Genomic DNA, 18,838 nt, shown 5'->3' on the forward strand with positions numbered 1-18,838 from the left:
ATGAATATAAGGACTTGCCTTGCAATCCCCGATGGTTTAGTTAGTGCCCATCCAGAAACGGCGCCCTTCACCCGATTTCGGCGTTGGGCAACAAATTCAAATCCTCAAAATATTACTAATATTCCTCCGGTTTGAATTTGTTGGCCGCCTTGAACTCGGGCAAAATTCACCATTTCTGGATGGACGCTAGTTAATTTGTTGATTAAGAAAAAAATGAAATTATAAGGTAGGTGAATATGGGCGTACACGAACATCGCAAATCAGCACCGCGGGCAGTTGATGTAGGCATCCTGTCGGTTTCTTCCACTCGATCCCTTACCGACGATGAAAGCGGTCTGTGGATTGCCGGGCAGGCCAAAAAAGAAGGGCACAATGTACGCTTCCATGAGGTGGTGACCGACGATATCACCGCCATTCGGGAAACGGCATTGAAGGCCATCCGCCATCAAAATCTTCAGGCCCTGTTGATTACCGGTGGAACCGGTATCACCCCCCAAGATGTCACCATCGAAGCCATCAAACCCCTGTTCACCAAGGAAATGACTGCGTTCGGTGCCATATTTGCTCAGCTAAGCTTCGAAGAAATCGATTCGGCCGCCATTCTTTCCCGGGCAGCAGCCGGTACCATCGGCGAAACAGTGGTATTTTGCATGCCGGGCAGCAAGAAGGCCTGTCAACTGGCCTGCAAGGCGCTGATTTTTCCGGATTTAGGGCATGTCGTAGCCCATGTCAAATAAATCCTTTGCTGAAATGACCGTCAAGGACCTACAGTCCAGGGTGGATCACTGGATCCAGACTTATGGGGTGCGCTACTTTTCCGAATTGACCAACCTGGCGATTCTCATGGAAGAAGTGGGGGAACTGGCCCGTATCATGGCCCGCACCTATGGTGAACAAAGTTATAAAACCCCTGAAAAAGCATCGGATCTTGGCGATGAGCTCGCCGATATACTCTTTGTTCTGGTCTGTATCGCCAATCAAACCGGTGTGGATCTGGATGCGGCCATTTTACAAAACCTTCAAAAGAAAACATCCCGTGACCACCACCGTCACCTGCAAAACCCAAAATTAAACACCTCAACCTGAGAATGAAACAATTAAGCATTGACGAGCCCCTCATTCAGTGCCTCACAAAGTGCGGTATCAACACTGAGCGTCCGCCCATCCAGACCAACGGCCGGCACCGCGCCCATCAGGGCGTTGGTTAACAGAACCATATCAGCATGAAATAAGGCATCGGGATCAAGCGGCCGATCGACAATCGCATACCCGTTTTTCGAAAACCACTGGCAGGCCGCCGCCTGCATCACCCCGGGCAGCACATGGGGGGAAACCGGGCACGTCACTGTTTGTCCCGATATCACCAGCAGATTGGCAGTGTTGGTCTCGGACACACTGTGATCCGGATTCAAAATCAAGGCTTCGTGGGCGTCATGCTCAAGGGCCCAGGCGCCGGCCCGGTAGTAGTAAAGATAATTCAGCGTTTTGTGGTCAGCCAGCGGCGTCAGGCGCGCGTGGGGATAGGTGACAAGCCGAAGGCCTTTTAATCCCAGGGCCTCTAGACGATGGGTATACGGCCGGGCGGTCACCAACAGGGTGCCATTAAAAACGGTTGCGTTAGAATCGCCCCGGGTGGCCAGAATTTTGACCGCCGTGGTGGTATCAGCCAACCCGTTTTTGTCAATCACCTGGTCAATCACGTCCGACCAAGTCAGATCCGGTACCGGCCCGCCAAACAGATCCGCCCAAGAGCGGTTGAATCGTGACAGATGCTCGGCCAACCGGCAGACAATCCCCTTTTCAACCCGGATGGTTTCAAAAAAACCAAACCCGTATTGCACCCCTAAATCACTTGTCGAAACAGCGGCCTTGTCCTGCACGGTCAGACGACCGTTTTGCCACACCCAGGGTCCCTTGTCGCTATTGGGTTGCCGGGCCGTTCCCTGAAATACCCGCATCAGGGTTTCCCCTTTATGCAGGGTTTCGGCAAATTCATCGGCAGGGTCGGAATCATAGACGATTCCACCGCCCACGGAAAACAGCAGCCGATCGCCGACAATGGTGGCCGTACGGATGGCAATGGACAGATCCATGGTATCGTGAAACCCGATGTATCCGATGGATCCCGTGTAAACATGACGCCGGTGCGATTCCAATTCGTCAATAATCTCCATGGACCGGATCTTTGGGCATCCGGTGATGGAACCGCCGGGAAACGTGGCCCGGATCAGGTCCACACTGTTGTTGCCGTCGGCCAGGATTCCGTCGACCACGGAAACCAGGTGGTAGACATTCTGGTAGGCCTCAAGCCGTTTGTGCTCGGTCACCGTGACCGATCCGCCCGTACATGCCCGTCCGATATCGTTTCGCAAAAGGTCCACGATCATGGAAAGCTCGGCATCGTCCTTGGGACTACCGGAAAGCTCGGCCTGCATGGCCCGGTCCGCATCGGGTGTTTTGCCCCGCGGCCGGGTGCCCTTGATGGGCCGGGTTTCCACCTGCCGGCCACGCTGCATCAGAAACCGCTCCGGAGAGGTGGAAACAATCTGATGATCGCCGGCATTGACAAAAGCGAAAAACGGCGCTGGATTCATCTGATACAGTGAGCGGAAAAGGCTGAATGCATCACCGTTGAAGCCCATTTCAAAACGTTGGGAAAAGTTGACCTGATAAACATCACCGGCGGCGATATATTCACGGATGCGTTGCACCGCGGCCTCATACTCGCTTTTCGAAAAATTGGATACCATCGGCCGGCCATCACCCGAAAAGGAACCGGAAGCCGGTGCCGGCTGCTTTATCTCGGACAAAAAATCAGCAATGGCCGTATCAGCCGATGGCACATCCCGATCCTCGCGCACCGGTGCATGCACCACCGTGGTACCGGCGATCTTGTCATGGACCACAATCAACGATGGCGCGACCCAATACAGATGGGGCAGGTTAAGGTCGTCCATTGATGTTCGGGGCAGGGTTTCAAGGTTGTCTTTCAAATCGTAGGCCAGGTAACCGAAAAGTCCGGCGGTGACGGGCGCCCATTTTTCGTCGGTGGCCAGTCGGCAACGCCCCAGCACCGCGTCAAGAACATCCAGTGGCGAATGGTCCATGCAATGCGCTGTGCCATCCAGCACAATCTGCGTTAGTCCATGACGCCCACAAAGGGTGAGCCAGGGATGCAAAGCCATGATGTGATAGCGGGCGCAGTCCAGGTCCGAGCCGCTGAGCAGCACCACGCAGCCCGGTTCATGGGCAAAGCGGGCGGCCAGAGCGTCAAATGGACAGTCCAGCTGAAACACACGCGAACGCACCCCGGTCAAGGTCGGCAGATAATCAATGACCCGTTTCATCAACACCGGACCTCCATGCATGCCACCGATCCGATCCGTAAAGGACGAAAAGCGTTTACCGATTGCTGCAATGTCTGGTCGGTCAATGTATCCCTCAAGGGACCCAGGCATAAAAAATTCTCTATGAGGGCAAACCCATGGTCGGTCAGAAAACTTTCCGGGTGGAACTGAACACCGTGAATGGGATACCTGCGATGGGAAATCCCCATGATGGTGACGCCTGCCGTGCGCCCGGTCACGACCAGCTCGGTATTCAGCGCTGCCGGGGTCGGGGCAACGGCCAGGGAGTGGTAGCGGGCCACCTGAAACGGGGAGGGCAGGCCGGCAAACAGATGCATGCCTTCATGGATCACCGGACTGGTTTTACCGTGCATGGGCCGATTGGCGCGTACGGTGCGACCACCGAAGACTTCGTTGATACACTGCATCCCCAGACAGACTCCCAATATGGGGGTGGTCCGGTAAAATGCATCGATAAGGTCCATGGAAATGCCGGCATGCGTTGGATCCTTGGGCCCCGGACTGATCAGGATATAATCCGGTTTTTTTTCGGCCACCTGCTCGAGTGTGATACGGTCACTCCTAAAAACCCTGATGGAAAGGTCATAGCGCATAAACATCTGCACCAGATTATAGGTAAAAGAATCATAATTATCGATCACCAGCAGACTATTCATCAATATCTCCAAATTGATTAAATGATTTTAAAAGAATACTGAAATCGTGGTTGTCCAGAAAATAGAACAGCCACCCAGGTTGAGCCTGGGTGGCTGATGCCTATTGCATAACTCAATATTATCAGTGCGTCACCAAAATGGAGGCACACCTTTTCGTTTATTTGTTTTCCTTCGGTAGCCTAAATGGCTGATTTAGGTCAAGCAAAAACTTTTACGAATCCGTCCGAATGGCTAACCGATCAGATCCGGATCGGCTATCCGGCAAAACACACGATACCAATTGACGCTGGTGTTTGCGTGGCAACCCGTTGACATTGGGCAGGCAAAAAGAAAATTCATTGGCGGTATTGCAGTCCATGCATCGATAGGTCACAACCGCCGATCTGCATTTGACCGCATCGCGAATATCGGATTCACACACCAAATTGCCGCCACAGTGACACTGGCAAGGAACCACAAACACGCAAACGATACCGGCAATATCCTCCTGTATGATGGTGACATCACCCAGGCCCAAGAGCGTCCATTCTTCTACCAAATCCGTGTAAAAACGCCTCGTGCGAAGGCTGCGTTGCTTTGCCAGGGCCCTTCCGGTGGCTGTTTTCAGTGTATCGGGTGCATGATAGGCATAGGTCAGCTCAACGCTCATGCGGATCATCAGTTGATCATCCAAAAACTGGCGACGCATGGCTTTTTTAGCAAAAAACTGCGCAACGCCCATGTTGCCCAGTTTATCAAGGCTATCCGCATCGAAAACAATACGTCCCACATCATTGGTCGCTTCGCCGTCAAGGTAACAGGAAAGAACGGCCTCCCTGATGGTGGGAATCCATTTTTCATAGGCGGTTCCCGAAAGAATCTGTTCGGCGAGCAGGACCGCATTTTTTTCTTCCGGGGTATCGTCCGCATGGTAGCGGCCGTGGGCAAATTTTCCCATATCATGGAAAAGACCGGCCAACAGTGCCGGCTGCGTTGGGCAGCCCTCCTTTTCCGCAAGGTAAACGGCAATGCGGCCCACTCTTGAGCTATGGGCCCAAAGGCTGGAAAAAGTCTCTTCGACCCACTGATGCTGAAAGGCGGTTTCCTGTTCTATCAGGGTCTGGCGAATGGCCTGCAATACCGCTGGTGAAAGGGATTGAAAGGCGTCCCTACCGGGTGGCGTCTGTGCCTGAGGCTCGGTTAAGCGGTCAGTATGACCTGATAATGCCTTGGGCTGCCAGATTCGCGAGCCGTTATCTTTATCCAGGTGATTCGATACCCGTTGTCGATCTTGATTGCCAGCCTCTGAAAAACGAGAGGCTGTGAACATTTTGGAAATGGATCTGATCATTTTCTATCGTTTCTACGACACACGCATCCAGACCATGGATACTTTTTTATACCATCATTATTGATAATACACTGAAATTTGTTCTTTATCACTATGCAGATATTGAGCCAATCATTTTTTAACCTATTTTATCAATCCACAGGTATCAACACCGTAAACGTGGTTCCCTTGTCCGGCTCACTCTCCACACTGATGCGGCCCTTTAGGGCTTCCACCAATCCTTTGACGATGGGAAGTCCCAGCCCGGTTCCCGTGATAAATCGGGTTTTATCATTTTTTACGCGGAAAAACCGGTCAAAAATTTTATCCAGATACCTTTCATCAATACCAAACCCATTATCGATCACCTGTACCCGAAGGTTAAGCCCGGACAAATCGACACGAACGGTAATCTCGCCACCTTCCTGGGTGTAATTGATGGCATTGGTGATCAGATTACCGAAAATACTTTCCAGGGCCAGGGGGTCGGCCTTGATGGTCGGCAGGGCGGTATCCGGTTTAACCAATGTCAAGGTCTGGGATTTGTTTTTGGCCCGGGTGCCAAGAAAATCGACAATATTGCTTAACAGTTCCTCCAACATCACGGGTTTGGGTTCCTGGCAGGTGGTTCCCGATTCGATGCGGGACAGATCCAAAAGGTCTCCGATGGTGGAAATCAACCCTTGGGTTTTTTCTTTGGCCCTTGCCAGAAGATGCTCTTCCGATTCGCTTAGCTGCCCCATCAAATCGTTGAGTACCAGTGCCAGCTGCTCGTGGATCGTGGACAGTGGACTTCTGAGTTCATGGGATACCTTGGCGACAAACTCTGATTTGAGACGATCCAGCACTTTCATGTTGGTGATGTCGACCAAGGTTACCACCGCTCCCAAACATTCTTTACGCTCTCCCAGCACGGGTCTGCCGCGGGCCATGAAAAACCGGTCCCCCCCCACAGCAAATTCGTAGGATGGAATATCGTCAAAATCCACATGACGGCCACCGGAAATTTCCACAATCAACTGACATAATCCTTCATCGGGAATATACGCCGAAATATGGTCGCCGGTGGCGGTGTCTTCGCTTAGTGATAAAAGCCGGCCAAAAGCCGGGTTCATCAGCACCACTTGACCATCGGCATTGGTGACGACAATACCGTTGGGAAGCGAATCGATGATGGTATGCACCCTGCTTTTTTCCGTTCCCAGGTCGGCAAGCGTCCGCCGGCGCTCGGCCTCTAAGTTGGCCGCTTCTTTTTTCAGGGTTATTTTTTCAAGTGCCCGATTGACCACAATGCGCAGTTGATCCGGCTCGAACGGCTTGGGGATGAAATCATACGCGCCCCGTTTCATGGCCTCGATGGCCGTTTCAATGGTGGCGAAACCGGTGATGATAATAACCAGGATATCCGGGTTCAGGGTCTGGATGCGTTTGAGTACCTCCATGCCGTCGATACCTGGCATTTTCAGATCCAACAGGACGATGGACACATCGGTGCGTCCGATAATATCCAGCCCTTCTTCGCCATTTTTGGCCGTCAGCGCATGGCATCCCATGCGGTCGATGATTCGCGCCGATCCGTCCCGGATTCCCTTCTCATCATCTACCACCAAAACGGTTACAGGATCAGGCGTGCTCTGCATGGTCAGCTCCTTTTTTTGTTTCATGGGTTATGGGAAATTCAATTGTAAATGTACTGCCACGGCCGGGAAGGCTACGAGCAAAAATATTTCCATTATGGTTTTCAATGATACCATAGACAACACTAAGGCCTAATCCAGTGCCCTTGCCCTCTTCCTTGGTTGTAAAAAAGGGTTCGAATATATGTCTCAAATCTTCCTCAGGTATACCTGGCCCGGTATCGGCAATGTCGATAATCACCCGATCTTTATTGGCGGATTCCCGTGTGGTAATCGTGATGGTGCCACAGCCGTCCATGGCCTGGGCGGCATTGATGATAATGTTCATAAAAACGTGGCCGAGCTGCTGGGGATCCGCTTTTACCAAAGGAATAAATGGAGTCATTCGTTTTTGTAAGGTGATGTTGTGAAACAAGGTCTGGTTTTCGATTAAAAAGAGGGTTCGCTCGATGGCCTTGTTGATACTCAAAGGGCGCATAAACTGCCTTGTCTGACGGGCAAATTCAAGTAACTCCTTGACCGTTTCCCGGCAGCGCTGGGCATCCTTTAAAATTCTGTAGAGATCTTCCCGGGCATTGTCCTCCAGATCGTAATCCTCGAGCATCAATTTGGTGTAAAGGGTAATGCCGCCCAGTGGATTGTTCAGCTGGTGGGCCACACCGGCAGACAGCTTTCCCAACGAAGCCATTTTTTCAGACTGGATCAGCTGCAGCTGGGTTTTTTCCAGTTTTTTCTGGATATGGATACGCTCTCTTAAATCGTGGAAAAAGCCAATCGAGCCGGCTTCTTTCCCGTTTTCATCATAAATGATGGATGCATAGAGACTGATGGGAAAAATTTCTCCATTTTTTGCGATGGCATTGGTGCGGTATTTTTTGAGTTTGCCCTTGCCGCCATAATCCTCGCTTCGCAAAAAACGCATGACCTGCCTAGCCCCATCATCTTCGTAAATTTCCCAGATATACAGCTTATCCAAGGCTTCATCGACACTATAGCCGGTTACCTCGGTGGCGGCGTCATTGAAAATAATGATCTTACCGGTCATATCTGAAGCGACCACACCATCACAGGCACTTTGCAAAAGATTGTATAAAAAGGTATTGGCCCGGCGCAATTCTTCCTCCAAGCCATCCAAGGCGGGCAGCTCGAAATTAAAAATAGCCATTACCTGTTGGCCGTCGTCGTCCTCAAACGGATAAGCGTAAAGACAAGCGTGTTTTTGTTTGCTCAATGCGTTTGCAGAGAGGTCCCGAAGAGAGGGGAGGCCCGATTTTAACACCTTTTTGACCGGACACTTATCACAAGGATCGGGACGATTGAAAAAAACCTGGTGGCAACGTGCACCGATAATGGTGTTTCCATTAATGGAGTCATCCATCCCAGCAGACGCTAAAATTTTAAAATCATTAGATATAATGACAACCTTACGGTTGAATGCATCTAACGCCTTGAGTAGCAAGTTGTGTTCTTTTTCCGTGCGCATCAGACCTCCCGGGGGTTGAGGTTCCTGAAACACTCGCAATCGAGCGATTAAAAGACAGATTGGTGACGTTGTCAACAGCTATACGGCGAAAATATCGTGTTTAAGATTTTGAAGGAATTAATCATCGACATATTTTGCCATACAAATCGACGTTATTAACAAACAACTGTTGAAAACTGGTCAATAAATCGGAAGTTATTAACAATTTGCTTAAGCCCTTCTATTACGCATCGGTAATTGAAAATCAATCTCATACTTATCAACAATCAAAATTAAAAAAATAATATTAAAATCAAATATTTATAGAGTTATTAACTTTTTGTTAATTCCTAATAAGACTATATAATAAAGAAATAGATTTAATTATTATAAAGAAAGACTGATCAAACAGACCTGAATGGTTTGCCGGTAGAGATGGCTTATTCAAAAATCAGTACGAAAAAATTAGAATTGAAAACGGGAAATGATGAATTAATCGGAGGCTTCACGGATGGACTGGAGATAGGTTTCCCATTCCATGGGAAGGAGTTGTTTTTTTTTGTTATTGCACGTTTTGCAAGCGGGCACTACATTTCCTTTGGTGGTTTTTCCCCCTCTGGCTACCGGAACAATGTGATCCATTGTCAATTCGCCTGCCGGTATCGGTTGGCCGCAATAATAGCACACACCCTTGGCACAACGTCGTTTCCACCACTGGGACGAGCGAAGTTCCCGGGCTTTTTGACGTTCCCGTTTGATATCCCGTTCATCCAAGTCGTATGCGTAGGGTTTCATTCTTTTTCCGTGGTGCTAATGTTTGCGGTTGCAATATTGATATTCAACCCGATATTTGCCAGCCAGTTGTCGATTTCGGCTTGCAACATGGCATAAAAAGGCGTGGACCCGCCCAACCCCGTCCTACCAAAAAAATAATTGATTTCCAATATCAGCGGCTGCGGATTATCGGCGATCAGGTCCGATTGATGAAAAATAAAATCCAATCCGGCAAGATTGATTTGCGTTTGGTGGCAAAATCGTTTGGTCAGCGTTAATGCCTCACGCTCAATGTCCGGACTGACTGCATGATCGATGCGAGCGCCACCCGTCAGACTGGTACCGAAAATGTCGGGGTTATCCTGAACTCTCCAATAGGCTTTGCGGGCTTGTCCAACAACCACCATTCGCAAGGTTCTATTTTTATGGGGAATTACCGACTGCAAGAGAAATCCCCGCTGACCGGATTTTTCGTAATCAGCTGCTTTGCAAAGCGCCTGATCAAGATCAGAAGGGGATTCAAGCAACATCACCGTCTCACCTTCACCCCCCCAATCCAGTTTGAACACGATGGGAAATACAATGGCTGAAGCGGTCTGCTGCCAATTCTTAAACTGTTTCAGATCACTGAAGATCCATGTTTTCGGATGGGAAATCTGGGTAGCTTCGAACAGCCGGGCCTGACCGGTTTTTCCAGGATAGGCGAAACGGGCGTCGTAGTTTGGAAAAACATGGCGGCAGTTATCCTTGGCCATGCGATAAAGCGTTTGCCTGCAGCCTTGGGGCAGGATTACAGCGTCGGCTCTTTGAATGGCTGCCAGATCATCGGCATCCGGATCCCGTCCGGCGCATAAACGATTGGTGTCGGTTTCGTAACAGGGATGATAGGAAAGAATCATCAGTACCCGAATTTGCGTAGCGCTTTTGTATCCTTGGTCCAGTTTTTTTGCACCCGCACAAACAGCTTCAGAAAAACACGGGTTTCCAGCATCTCTTCAATCGCCTGCCGGGCGGCTTCACCGATCTGTTTAAGCTTGGCCCCTTTTTTGCCGATGACAATCCCTTTTTGAGAATCGCGTTCCACATGAATGGTGGCGTGGATACGAACCAGCCTACCGTTTTTTTCCGTTTTGAATTCATCCACGGTGACCGCTACGGCATAGGGGATTTCCTGCCCGGTTAATCGAAACGCCTTTTCACGGATCAATTCTGCGGCAATGAACCGGGTCGGCAGGTCCGTCAGGCTGTCCGGAGGAAAAAACGGGGGGCCCAGGGGAAGGTTGGTTTCCATAATTTCCAACAGCTGGTCCACCTGCTCTCCACTTTTGGCGCTGATGGGAACCACAGCCATAAAGGAAAGCGCGGCAGACCACGCTTCGATATGTCCCAACAGCTGCTGGCGTTTGATTTGATCAATTTTATTCAGGGCCAGCAGAACCGGCTTTTGTTGCTCGGCCAATTTTTGGATCAAAAGCGCTTCCGCGGTTTTGTCCGGTGAGCTGACATCCACCATCATCAAGATCAGATCCACTTCTGCCAGTGTGGCCAGGGCAGCATCCACAATCCGGTTGTTCAGTGGGGTTTTTGATTGATGAACCCCAGGGGTATCCAGAAAAATAATTTGCGCGGCCGGTCGCTGAACCACGCCTAGGATACGGTTACGGGTCGTTTGGGGCTTTTTGGAGGTGATGGATATCTTCTGCCCCAACAACCGATTGAGCAGCGTCGATTTTCCCGCATTGGGGGCCCCTAAAATAGCAACATAGCCTGATCTGAAATGTTGATCGGTTTCGTTTTCACTCACGGCATTCATCCAAAACGATTCTGTCGATGGCCGACCAGACATCGGGTTTTCCCAGCCGCGACTTGGCGGAAAAAAGAATCAGGGTCGACGGATCCATGTTCAGGGCAGTGGCGATTGCCTGCCGTTGTTTTTTTCGTGCGGACGTGGACAGCTTATCCGCTTTGGTCAATACCAGAATGCAGGCCCGGTGATATAACGCCAGCCAGTCAATAAAATTTTTTTCCTCGATACCCGGTGTGCGGCGGATGTCCATAATCAGAACCACCGCTTTGAGGGTATCACGCCCTTTCAGATAGGTTTCAATCATCGGTCCCCACTTGCGCTTTACCGATGCAGGAACCCTGGCATACCCATAGCCTGGAAGATCCACCAGACTAAGGGCATTGTTGACTGAAAAAAAATTGATCAGCTGCGTGCGGCCGGGTGTTGAACTGGTTTTGACCAGTCGTTTACGATTAACCAGGGTGTTGATCAATGATGATTTGCCCACATTGGATCGACCGGCAAATGCCACTTCGGGCCAGTTTGCCTCGGGATATTGTGACGGTTTGACCGCGCTGGTGACGAATTCTGCCGTTTTTACGATCATGTGAAAAATACCAAAATACCGTTTAACTGCGGGTTTTTAAATAGGCTTCCAGCCGATTTAACCCCTCGATGATGTTTTCCATGGAATTGGCGTAGGAAAAACGAAGGTATCCTTCACCCTGTTGACCAAAATCGATGCCCGGTGTAACGCCGACACAGGCATTTTCCAGGATGTCGAAGGCCAAGGCATAGGAATCACTGGAAAGATGCTTGGCATTGGCAAATATGTAGAAGGCGCCGGTAGGCTCCACGGTGATGCCCAGACCCATTTCCCGCAACCGTTTGATCATATACACCCGCCGCTCGTTGTAGATGCGTTTCATTTGCTTGACATCGTCACCGGCCTCTTTGAGCGCGGCAATACCGGCCTTTTGGATCATGGCGTTGGCGGAGATAAAAAAGTTCTGCTGAACTTTCTGAATCGGACGCATGAATGCTTTGGGAGCGATCAGGTAACCGAGGCGCAGGCCGGTCATGGCGAACAGTTTGGAAAATCCATTGAACACGAAAGCACGGTCGGTGAACTCCAAAATGGAGTGTTCTTTCCCCTCGTAGACCAGGCCGTGGTAGATCTCATCGGAAACAATCCATGGCGACATATCGGCGATGGCCTGCATGCGTGACTCGGAGAGCAGATTACCCGTGGGATTGGATGGCGAGTTGATGAAAATGGCCTGGGTGCGGTCAGACAGCTTGGCCTTGATCGCCTCGGGCCGAAATTGAAAACCGTCTTCCTCGAACACCGGTACCGTCACCGGCACACCGCCGACAAATTTGATGAAGTTGGGGTAGCAGGCGTAATGGGGGTCGGACAGGATTACCTGGTCACCGGCTTCCAGCAGGGCGGCAAAAAGCATGAAAATCGCCGGTGAACTGCCTGAGGTGACCACCACCTGGTCTGGATCCACGGTTACGCCATAGGTGTCGTGATAATACTCACAAATGGCTTCACGCAGCTCCAGCATCCCCAGGCTGTGGGTGTAATGGGTAAACCCGTCCGCCAACGCCTTGCAGGCCGCATCTTTTATACATGCCGGTGTGTCGAAATCGGGCTCTCCCACTTCCAGGTGGACGATGTTTTTGCCTTCACACTCCAGAACACAGGCCCGTTCCAGAACATCCATGACGATAAAGGATGTCATTTCTTCCGTGCGTCTCGATGCCATGGGTTTCCCTTTTTGATTATTATTCTAAATCACTTTATTCAAAGGATATTCAATAATACCTTCTGCTCCTTTTTTAAGCAACTCCGGAATCAGGTCACGCACGACCCCCGTACCAATCACGGTTTCCACGGAAAACCAGTCGGACTGGTATAGCGAGGCAACCGTCGGGGCATTCAAACTGGGCAGCAGATCAACCACCTGTTCCAGTTTGTCGTGGGGCACATTCATTTTGATGCCGACCAATTTCTCACCCAGCAACGCGCCTTTGAGCAGCAGGGCGATCTGTTCGATTTTTTCGCGTTTTTGCGTATCCTCCCACGACGAGCGATTGGCGATCAACTGGGTATTGGTCTGCATGAGTTCATGGATGATGCGCAGACCGTGGGCCTTGATGGTGCTGCCTGTTTCCGTAACCTCGACGATCGCGTCCGCCAGACCGGAAACCACTTTAGCTTCCGTAGCGCCCCAGGAAAATTCAACTTTTACGGAAATACCGCGGGACTCGAAATAGCGTTTGCTGAATGCGACCAGTTCAGTGGCGATTTTTTTGCCTTCCAGATCATCGATGGTCTTTACCGGTGAATCGTAAGGTACGGCCAGCACCCAGCGGGCCGGTCTGGCACTGACTTTGGAATAAATCAAGTCTTCGACAACATGAACGTCTGAATTGTTTTCGGCGATCCAGTCCTTACCGGTCAATCCGGCATCCAGGGTGCCGTTTTCCACGTAACGGGACATCTCCTGGGCACGACAGATGGCACATTCGATGGACTCATCGTTGATTTCCGGAAAATAACTGCGATCGTTGACATTGATGGTCCAGCCGGACCGTTTGAACAGCGCAAAGGTGGCATTTTGCAGGCTTCCCTTGGGAATACCCAGTTTCAAGGGCAAAGTCATTCTTTGTAAACCTCCTTGGGATCGAAAACCGGCTGACCCACAGTCACCAGGTCTCCATCTTTCACTTGTTGGTAAAAACAACTGGCATAACCGGTGTGACAGGCTGCCCCGCCCACCTGCTCAACCTTGAGCAGCACGGTGTCGTTGTCACAGTCGACCCGGATTTCCTTGACATTTTGGATATGACCGGATGTAAGCCCTTTTACCCATAATGTATCTCGACTGCGGCTGTAATAAGTGGCCCGACCGGTTTTCAGGGTTTCTTCCCAGGCTTCTTTGTTCATAAACGCCAGCATTAGCACATCACCGGTTTCAGCATCCTGGGCAATGGCCGGCACCAACCCCCCCATCTTTTCAAAATCTAATTCTATCATTTGATTTTACTCCAAAATAGCAATATCGTATTGCGAATTTATTTGTTTTTTATAAGGATAAAATCCAATGCATCACCCATAACAAATCAAAAAACTGAATTATCTAAACAGAAGATTTGTCAGAGTCAATCTATTTTTTTTGTAACTGAGGGATTTTTGCAACTAAGGGATAATCTTGCGAAAACGTATTTCTTTTGTTAGAGTTTAAAACTTGTAATATGAATATAAATAGATATATATATTCGACTTCATTTCATATACACATCAATATGTTCATGTACCACTAACAAATACTCATCTACTTCTTGACATAACATTAAATTAAAGGTTTTTACTGTTTGCCATGCCGAAAGAAAAAAGTGCGTCGCAGATTTTAAAAAAAAGAGCCCGACGGCAATCATCAGCAACTTTTGGCCGCTTGGTAAAATGGTCGCTGATCATGGCCCTCATCCTGATGTTGATCGGGATGGCAGGCATGGTGGGGATTTATTTGTATTTGAGCGACGACCTGCCTAAAATCACATCCCTGACCGACTATCACCCATCCATTATTACAACTGTGTATTCGGACGATAACCGAAAAATTGCCGAATTTTATAAAGAACGGCGCATTGTGGTTCCCTTGTCCGACATCCCCCTTCAGCTTCAGCAAGCCTTCATTGCTGCAGAGGATGCCCGGTTTTACAAACATCGGGGAATTGATTTTTTTAGCATTATCCGTGCGTTTATTAAAAATTTGGAAGCGGGGACCATTGTTCAGGGAGGCAGTACCATCACCCAGCAGGTGACTAAATCATTTTTACTGACTCCTGAACGCAGCTATGAAAGAAAAATAAAAGAGGCAATTTTAGCCTACCGGATTGATAAGGCATTTAGCAAACAAGAGATCCTTTATTTATATTTGAATCAGATTTATCTGGGGCACGGCGCTTATGGTGTTGAAGCCGCTGCTGAAAATTATTTCGGCAAAACGGTCAGCGAACTGAATTTGGCCGAATGTGCCATCCTCGCCGGATTGCCTCAGGCACCCAGTCGCTATTCACCCTTCAGATATCCCGAACGGGCCAAGCAGCGCCAGATTTATGTATTAAACCGAATGCTTGCTGACGGATTTATCAATAATCAGGAAGTCTCCGAAGCCATCGACGTAAAAATGGATATCAAGCCGCGTCGCAACTGGTACATCGAAGAAGTTCCCATCTACACTGAGCATATTCGGCGCTATGTGGAAAAAAAGTACGGCGCCGACGCACTGTATTCCCAAGGTCTGAAAATCTATGCCGCAGTGAATATTGAAATGCAAAAGGCAGCCCGCAAAGAGATCGAGAAAGGCCTCACCGACCTGGACCGACGACAAGGATATCGGGGTCCTGAAGAGCATTTATCACCCGAAGAAATCGAAAGTTTCAGTGATGAACTTCAAGCCGCGTTTACGGATAACCCCCTGATCGAAGGCATGTCGACCAAAGGGGTGGTCATTGATGTGGATGACAGCGCCGGTACGGCAACGGTTCGTTTGGGAGATGCCCGGGGCATCATTTCGCTGGAAGACATCCGTTGGGCCCGCAAACCCAATATCAATGTCGCCTATTATCAAGCCCGCGTCAGAAAAGTCAGCCAGGTATTGAAAATAGGGGATGTCATTCTGGTCAAATTGATAAAAAAGCAAACATCGGATGATATGTGGGATTTGTCTCTTGATCAAAATCCTGAAACCCAAAGCGCGCTGGTTTGTATCGAGGCTGAAACCGGCCTGGTCAAAGTGATGGTGGGCGGACGCGACTTTACTGAAAGCCAGTTCAACCGGGCCATTCAGTCCCGGCGGCAACCGGGATCGGCTTTCAAACCAATTATTTATTCTGCCGCTCTGGACAATGGATATACTGCGGCAACCGAAATCATCGATTCACCGATCGTTTTTAAAGATCAAGTCAATGATTTTACATGGAAACCGAAAAATTATGGCAAAAAGTTTTATGGTCCCACACTGCTTCGGGAAGCATTGGCCAAATCCCGTAACGTTGTGACCATAAAAATTCTTCAGGATATTGGAATCGATGCATGCATTGATTACGCCAGAAAGCTGGGGATCACATCAGAACTGACCCGGGACCTTTCCCTTGCCTTGGGATCGTCGGGGGTATCGCTTTTGGAACTGGTCAACGCTTACGCGGTGTTTGCCAACAAGGGATACCTGGTGGAACCGGCATTTATCACCAAAATCGAGGATCGCTACGGAAACATTCTGGAAGAGATGAACCCTGCGCGCAAGCGGGTTGTCGATAAAAGCACCGCCTACATCATGACCAGCCTTTTGAAAAGTGTGGTCAAAGATGGAACCGCAAGGCGGATCAAAGCACTCAATCGACCGGTTGCCGGAAAGACCGGAACCACCAATGATCTGCAGGATGCCTGGTTTCTTGGCTATACGCCCGATTATATATCCGGGGTCTGGGTCGGCTACGATAATGGCCGGCCTTTGGGAAAAGGCGAGACCGGATCACGAACGGCCAGTCCAATCTGGTTGGGGTTTATGCAGGATATATTGAAAGACAAACCGGTTCGGGAGTTCCCTGTTCCCGAAGGTGTGGTTTTTTCCAAAATCGATGCCCAAACCGGCCTGTTACCGATTCCCGAATCCAAACAAACTATTTTTGAATGCTTTAAAGAAGGCACGGTACCGACTGAATATACCAAAAAACCGGATTCAATCGTGGATACCGAGTCCTTTTTCAAGTCTGATATGTGATCATTCAAGGTCGACGCCAACACTGCCCACGGATCAGAAAATGGCCATTTTAACGAGATGTTGTATATTTTTGGACGAGAAAGTGGAAAACCATGATTAAGGTTCTTTTGGCCGATGATCATAGCATTGTGCGTGAAGGGCTTCGACGTATCGTAGAGGAAAGCGGGGATATCGAAGTGGTGGCCGAAGCCGCCGATGGACGGGCAGCCGTATTGGCGGTTCGCCGCGAGGAGCCGGATGTTGCGGTGATCGATATTTCCATGCCTGTTCTGGATGGATTAGAGGTCATCACCCAGCTGACAGCCGAATTTCCCCAAATACCCATTTTGGTTTTGACCATGCACGAAGAGCATCAGTATGTGATTCGGGCCATTGAAACCGGTGCCATGGGATACATCACCAAACAAAGCGCACCGGAACAATTGGTCAATGCCATCCGCAAAGTCCATTCCGGGGCTCGTTTTTTAACCGAAGATGCTGCTGAAGCGCTTGCTCTGCGGGTCGCCAAAGGCAATCAGATCCAAAGTCCCTTGGAGACGCTCTCTACCCGGGAACTTCAGGTATTAAGGCGCCTCGCCCTGGGAAATACCAATCGTGAAATCGCTGCCGCATTTCATATCAGTATTAAAACTGTGGATACCTACCGATCACGGCTGCTGAAGAAATTAAATCTTCGCAACAATGCCGACCTGTCTCGTTTTGCCATCCAAAATAAGGTCATTGAAGCGTAGGGAAATATCATCAGACCTATGGTTGATATTTAAGCGCGGGGGGGCACTATCTCGGCCGGGCGAACAATTTGATGGCTGCCTGGCGAACACGGGCGTCTTCGTCATCCAACAACTTGCGCAGGTGCTGATTCAAGGCTTTATATTCAAGCGGGCTGACGGTGGATAGATTCTCCACAATTTGATGGCGGATTCGGGCATTTTTATCGACGACGAACAATCGGTACAGATCAATCAGTTTGGGGGAGAGGGGCAGCATCGCTAATCCAACCAGCATATCCAGCCGCAAATCCGTGTCAGCCTTGGCCATGTGGTTGATGTAGATATCTTCAACCTGGCTGAGGTGTTTGCGAAACCGCCATAAATGTAAAAAAATGACACGTTGCTCTTCTTTGGTGCCGCATTTCAATCGGTTCTCGAGCAATACCAATACGTCTTCGTCTTCCACCGAAGACAAGGCGGTAATCACGGCGGCTCTTACATCCTGGTCTGGATCACAAAAACGCAGTGCCAGGGGTTTGATTGCCGGCCGGTTTCCCTTCCAGCCCAGCGATAGGGCGCAACTGCAGCGGATGGCAGCATCCGGGTGATTTAGCTTTTCAATCAGCGCGTTTCTGATGGCCAGTGGATTCTGGCTCAACGATGCGGCCAATCCCAAATGGATTGCTGCATTGGTCCTTAAGGGATCATCCAGTGACCTGGAAGTAATCAGGTGAAATAAAGGCCACAGCACCCGGTCATCACCCGCGCAGCCCAAAAGGGGCAGCATTTTCGAGAGCAGCCGCGAATCGGCATGGGGAAGCGCATCCAAAAAAAGCGTAACCGCGGCAGAAGCATTTGAAAAAAAAAGTTCTGAGTTGGATACGTATTGGTGCACCCTTTTTTGGAGACGGTGCTCCCGATCCATGGGAATGAGTTTTGCGGTTTTCATGATTATCGGTGCCGCATTTTTTCAGTATACGTTTTCAAAATATATTTGGCCGCAAAATTGGGGAGGCCGAAATAGTGTTTCGTCGTATCGATGGTGGTATCATAAATTTCTTTGATAACATCGTCTTTTTGAGTGGCACTGACAAAATTACGGTCTTTTTTCTGCTCAAAAAGGATTGTGTCCCCCAACACATGCCGTATATCCTGAAATTTAAGGTCATCCACCGGTTGATGGTCAAACCATTTTTTTTCTATGGGAATATTTATTTGAACCATGACGCATACGTACCATCGGTCCTTGGCGATTTGCCTTGATTGATCCAGAAACCTTAAATCCAATCCATTATCGAGCCGTTGAGTGCTAATCAGACTACCAGTTGACATAATTATCCT

At 49.6% G+C, this 18,838-nt stretch carries 18 protein-coding genes; 4 read left to right on the forward strand and 14 right to left on the reverse strand.

What is annotated here, in order from left to right; genetic code table 11:
* Positions 1-236: 236 nt before the first annotated feature.
* Positions 237-737, forward strand: a complete 501-nt coding sequence (locus Dvar_RS00420; protein ID WP_419659754.1) for a MogA/MoaB family molybdenum cofactor biosynthesis protein — start codon at positions 237-239, stop codon at positions 735-737.
* Positions 727-1,086 (forward strand): nucleotide pyrophosphohydrolase, encoded by a 360-nt coding sequence (locus tag Dvar_RS00425; protein ID WP_419659755.1) that lies wholly within the window; start codon positions 727-729, stop codon positions 1,084-1,086. The genes Dvar_RS00420 and Dvar_RS00425 overlap by 11 nt, the downstream gene beginning before the upstream one ends.
* An 11-nt stretch (positions 1,087-1,097) precedes the next feature.
* On the opposite strand, the gene pabB is transcribed toward Dvar_RS00425, so the two are convergent.
* From pabB to hisI, 12 genes are all read right to left on the reverse strand, one after another.
* Entirely contained in the window at positions 1,098-3,347 is a 2,250-nt protein-coding gene (gene pabB / locus Dvar_RS00430; RefSeq protein ID WP_419659756.1) for an aminodeoxychorismate synthase component I, read from the reverse strand.
* Positions 3,347-4,024 carry an anthranilate synthase component II gene (locus tag Dvar_RS00435; RefSeq protein ID WP_419659757.1) on the reverse strand — a complete coding sequence of 226 codons (678 nt, stop codon included), beginning with the start codon at positions 4,022-4,024 and terminating at the stop codon, positions 3,347-3,349. Before Dvar_RS00435 ends, pabB begins: the two co-directional genes overlap by 1 nt.
* Positions 4,025-4,235: 211 nt before the next feature.
* A complete protein-coding gene (locus tag Dvar_RS00440) occupies positions 4,236-5,354 on the reverse strand; it encodes an HD domain-containing protein (protein WP_419659758.1) in 1,119 nt (372 codons plus the stop codon).
* A 131-nt stretch (positions 5,355-5,485) separates the two neighbouring features.
* A complete protein-coding gene (locus Dvar_RS00445) occupies positions 5,486-6,973 on the reverse strand; it encodes an ATP-binding protein (protein ID WP_419659759.1) in 1,488 nt (495 codons plus the stop codon).
* The gene (locus Dvar_RS00450) at positions 6,957-8,453 is read right to left on the reverse strand and encodes an ATP-binding protein (RefSeq protein WP_419659760.1); all 1,497 of its coding nucleotides are present in this window, start codon (positions 8,451-8,453) and stop codon (positions 6,957-6,959) included. Before Dvar_RS00450 ends, Dvar_RS00445 begins: the two co-directional genes overlap by 17 nt.
* 471 nt (positions 8,454-8,924) lie before the next feature.
* Complete coding sequence (locus Dvar_RS00455; protein WP_419659761.1) at positions 8,925-9,227, reverse strand: HNH endonuclease; 303 nt, start codon at positions 9,225-9,227, stop codon at positions 8,925-8,927.
* Positions 9,224-10,105: an ATP-grasp domain-containing protein gene (locus Dvar_RS00460; protein ID WP_419659762.1), complete on the reverse strand. Its 882-nt coding sequence runs from the start codon at positions 10,103-10,105 to the stop codon at positions 9,224-9,226. Before Dvar_RS00460 ends, Dvar_RS00455 begins: the two co-directional genes overlap by 4 nt.
* Complete coding sequence (era, locus tag Dvar_RS00465; RefSeq protein ID WP_419659763.1) at positions 10,105-11,010, reverse strand: GTPase Era; 906 nt, start codon at positions 11,008-11,010, stop codon at positions 10,105-10,107. Before era ends, Dvar_RS00460 begins: the two co-directional genes overlap by 1 nt.
* Complete coding sequence (gene yihA, locus Dvar_RS00470) at positions 11,003-11,599, reverse strand: ribosome biogenesis GTP-binding protein YihA/YsxC (protein ID WP_419659764.1); 597 nt, start codon at positions 11,597-11,599, stop codon at positions 11,003-11,005. Before yihA ends, era begins: the two co-directional genes overlap by 8 nt.
* A 22-nt stretch (positions 11,600-11,621) precedes the next feature.
* Complete coding sequence (locus tag Dvar_RS00475) at positions 11,622-12,764, reverse strand: pyridoxal phosphate-dependent aminotransferase (protein WP_419659765.1); 1,143 nt, start codon at positions 12,762-12,764, stop codon at positions 11,622-11,624.
* Positions 12,765-12,788: 24 nt separating this feature from the next.
* A complete protein-coding gene (hisG, locus tag Dvar_RS00480) occupies positions 12,789-13,664 on the reverse strand; it encodes an ATP phosphoribosyltransferase (RefSeq protein ID WP_419659766.1) in 876 nt (291 codons plus the stop codon).
* Positions 13,661-14,038, reverse strand: coding sequence for a phosphoribosyl-AMP cyclohydrolase (gene hisI / locus Dvar_RS00485; RefSeq protein WP_419659767.1), 378 nt, complete (start codon positions 14,036-14,038; stop codon positions 13,661-13,663). Before hisI ends, hisG begins: the two co-directional genes overlap by 4 nt.
* 439 nt (positions 14,039-14,477) lie before the next feature.
* On the opposite strand from hisI, the gene Dvar_RS00490 reads away from it, so the two are divergent.
* Both Dvar_RS00490 and Dvar_RS00495 read left to right on the forward strand, forming a co-directional pair.
* Complete coding sequence (locus Dvar_RS00490; protein WP_419659768.1) at positions 14,478-16,787, forward strand: penicillin-binding protein 1A; 2,310 nt, start codon at positions 14,478-14,480, stop codon at positions 16,785-16,787.
* Between the two features lie 92 nt (positions 16,788-16,879).
* A complete protein-coding gene (locus Dvar_RS00495) occupies positions 16,880-17,518 on the forward strand; it encodes a response regulator (protein ID WP_419659769.1) in 639 nt (212 codons plus the stop codon).
* A gap of 46 nt (positions 17,519-17,564) precedes the next feature.
* On the opposite strand, the gene Dvar_RS00500 is transcribed toward Dvar_RS00495, so the two are convergent.
* Both Dvar_RS00500 and Dvar_RS00505 read right to left on the reverse strand, forming a co-directional pair.
* The gene (locus tag Dvar_RS00500; protein WP_419659770.1) at positions 17,565-18,446 is read right to left on the reverse strand and encodes a HEAT repeat domain-containing protein; all 882 of its coding nucleotides are present in this window, start codon (positions 18,444-18,446) and stop codon (positions 17,565-17,567) included.
* 2 nt (positions 18,447-18,448) lie between these two features.
* Complete coding sequence (locus tag Dvar_RS00505; RefSeq protein WP_419659771.1) at positions 18,449-18,829, reverse strand: hypothetical protein; 381 nt, start codon at positions 18,827-18,829, stop codon at positions 18,449-18,451.
* Between the last annotated feature and the right edge of the window lie 9 nt (positions 18,830-18,838).

The sequence above is a fragment of the Desulfosarcina variabilis str. Montpellier genome, from assembly GCF_048565275.1.
Lineage (GTDB): Bacteria > Desulfobacterota > Desulfobacteria > Desulfobacterales > Desulfosarcinaceae > Desulfosarcina > Desulfosarcina variabilis.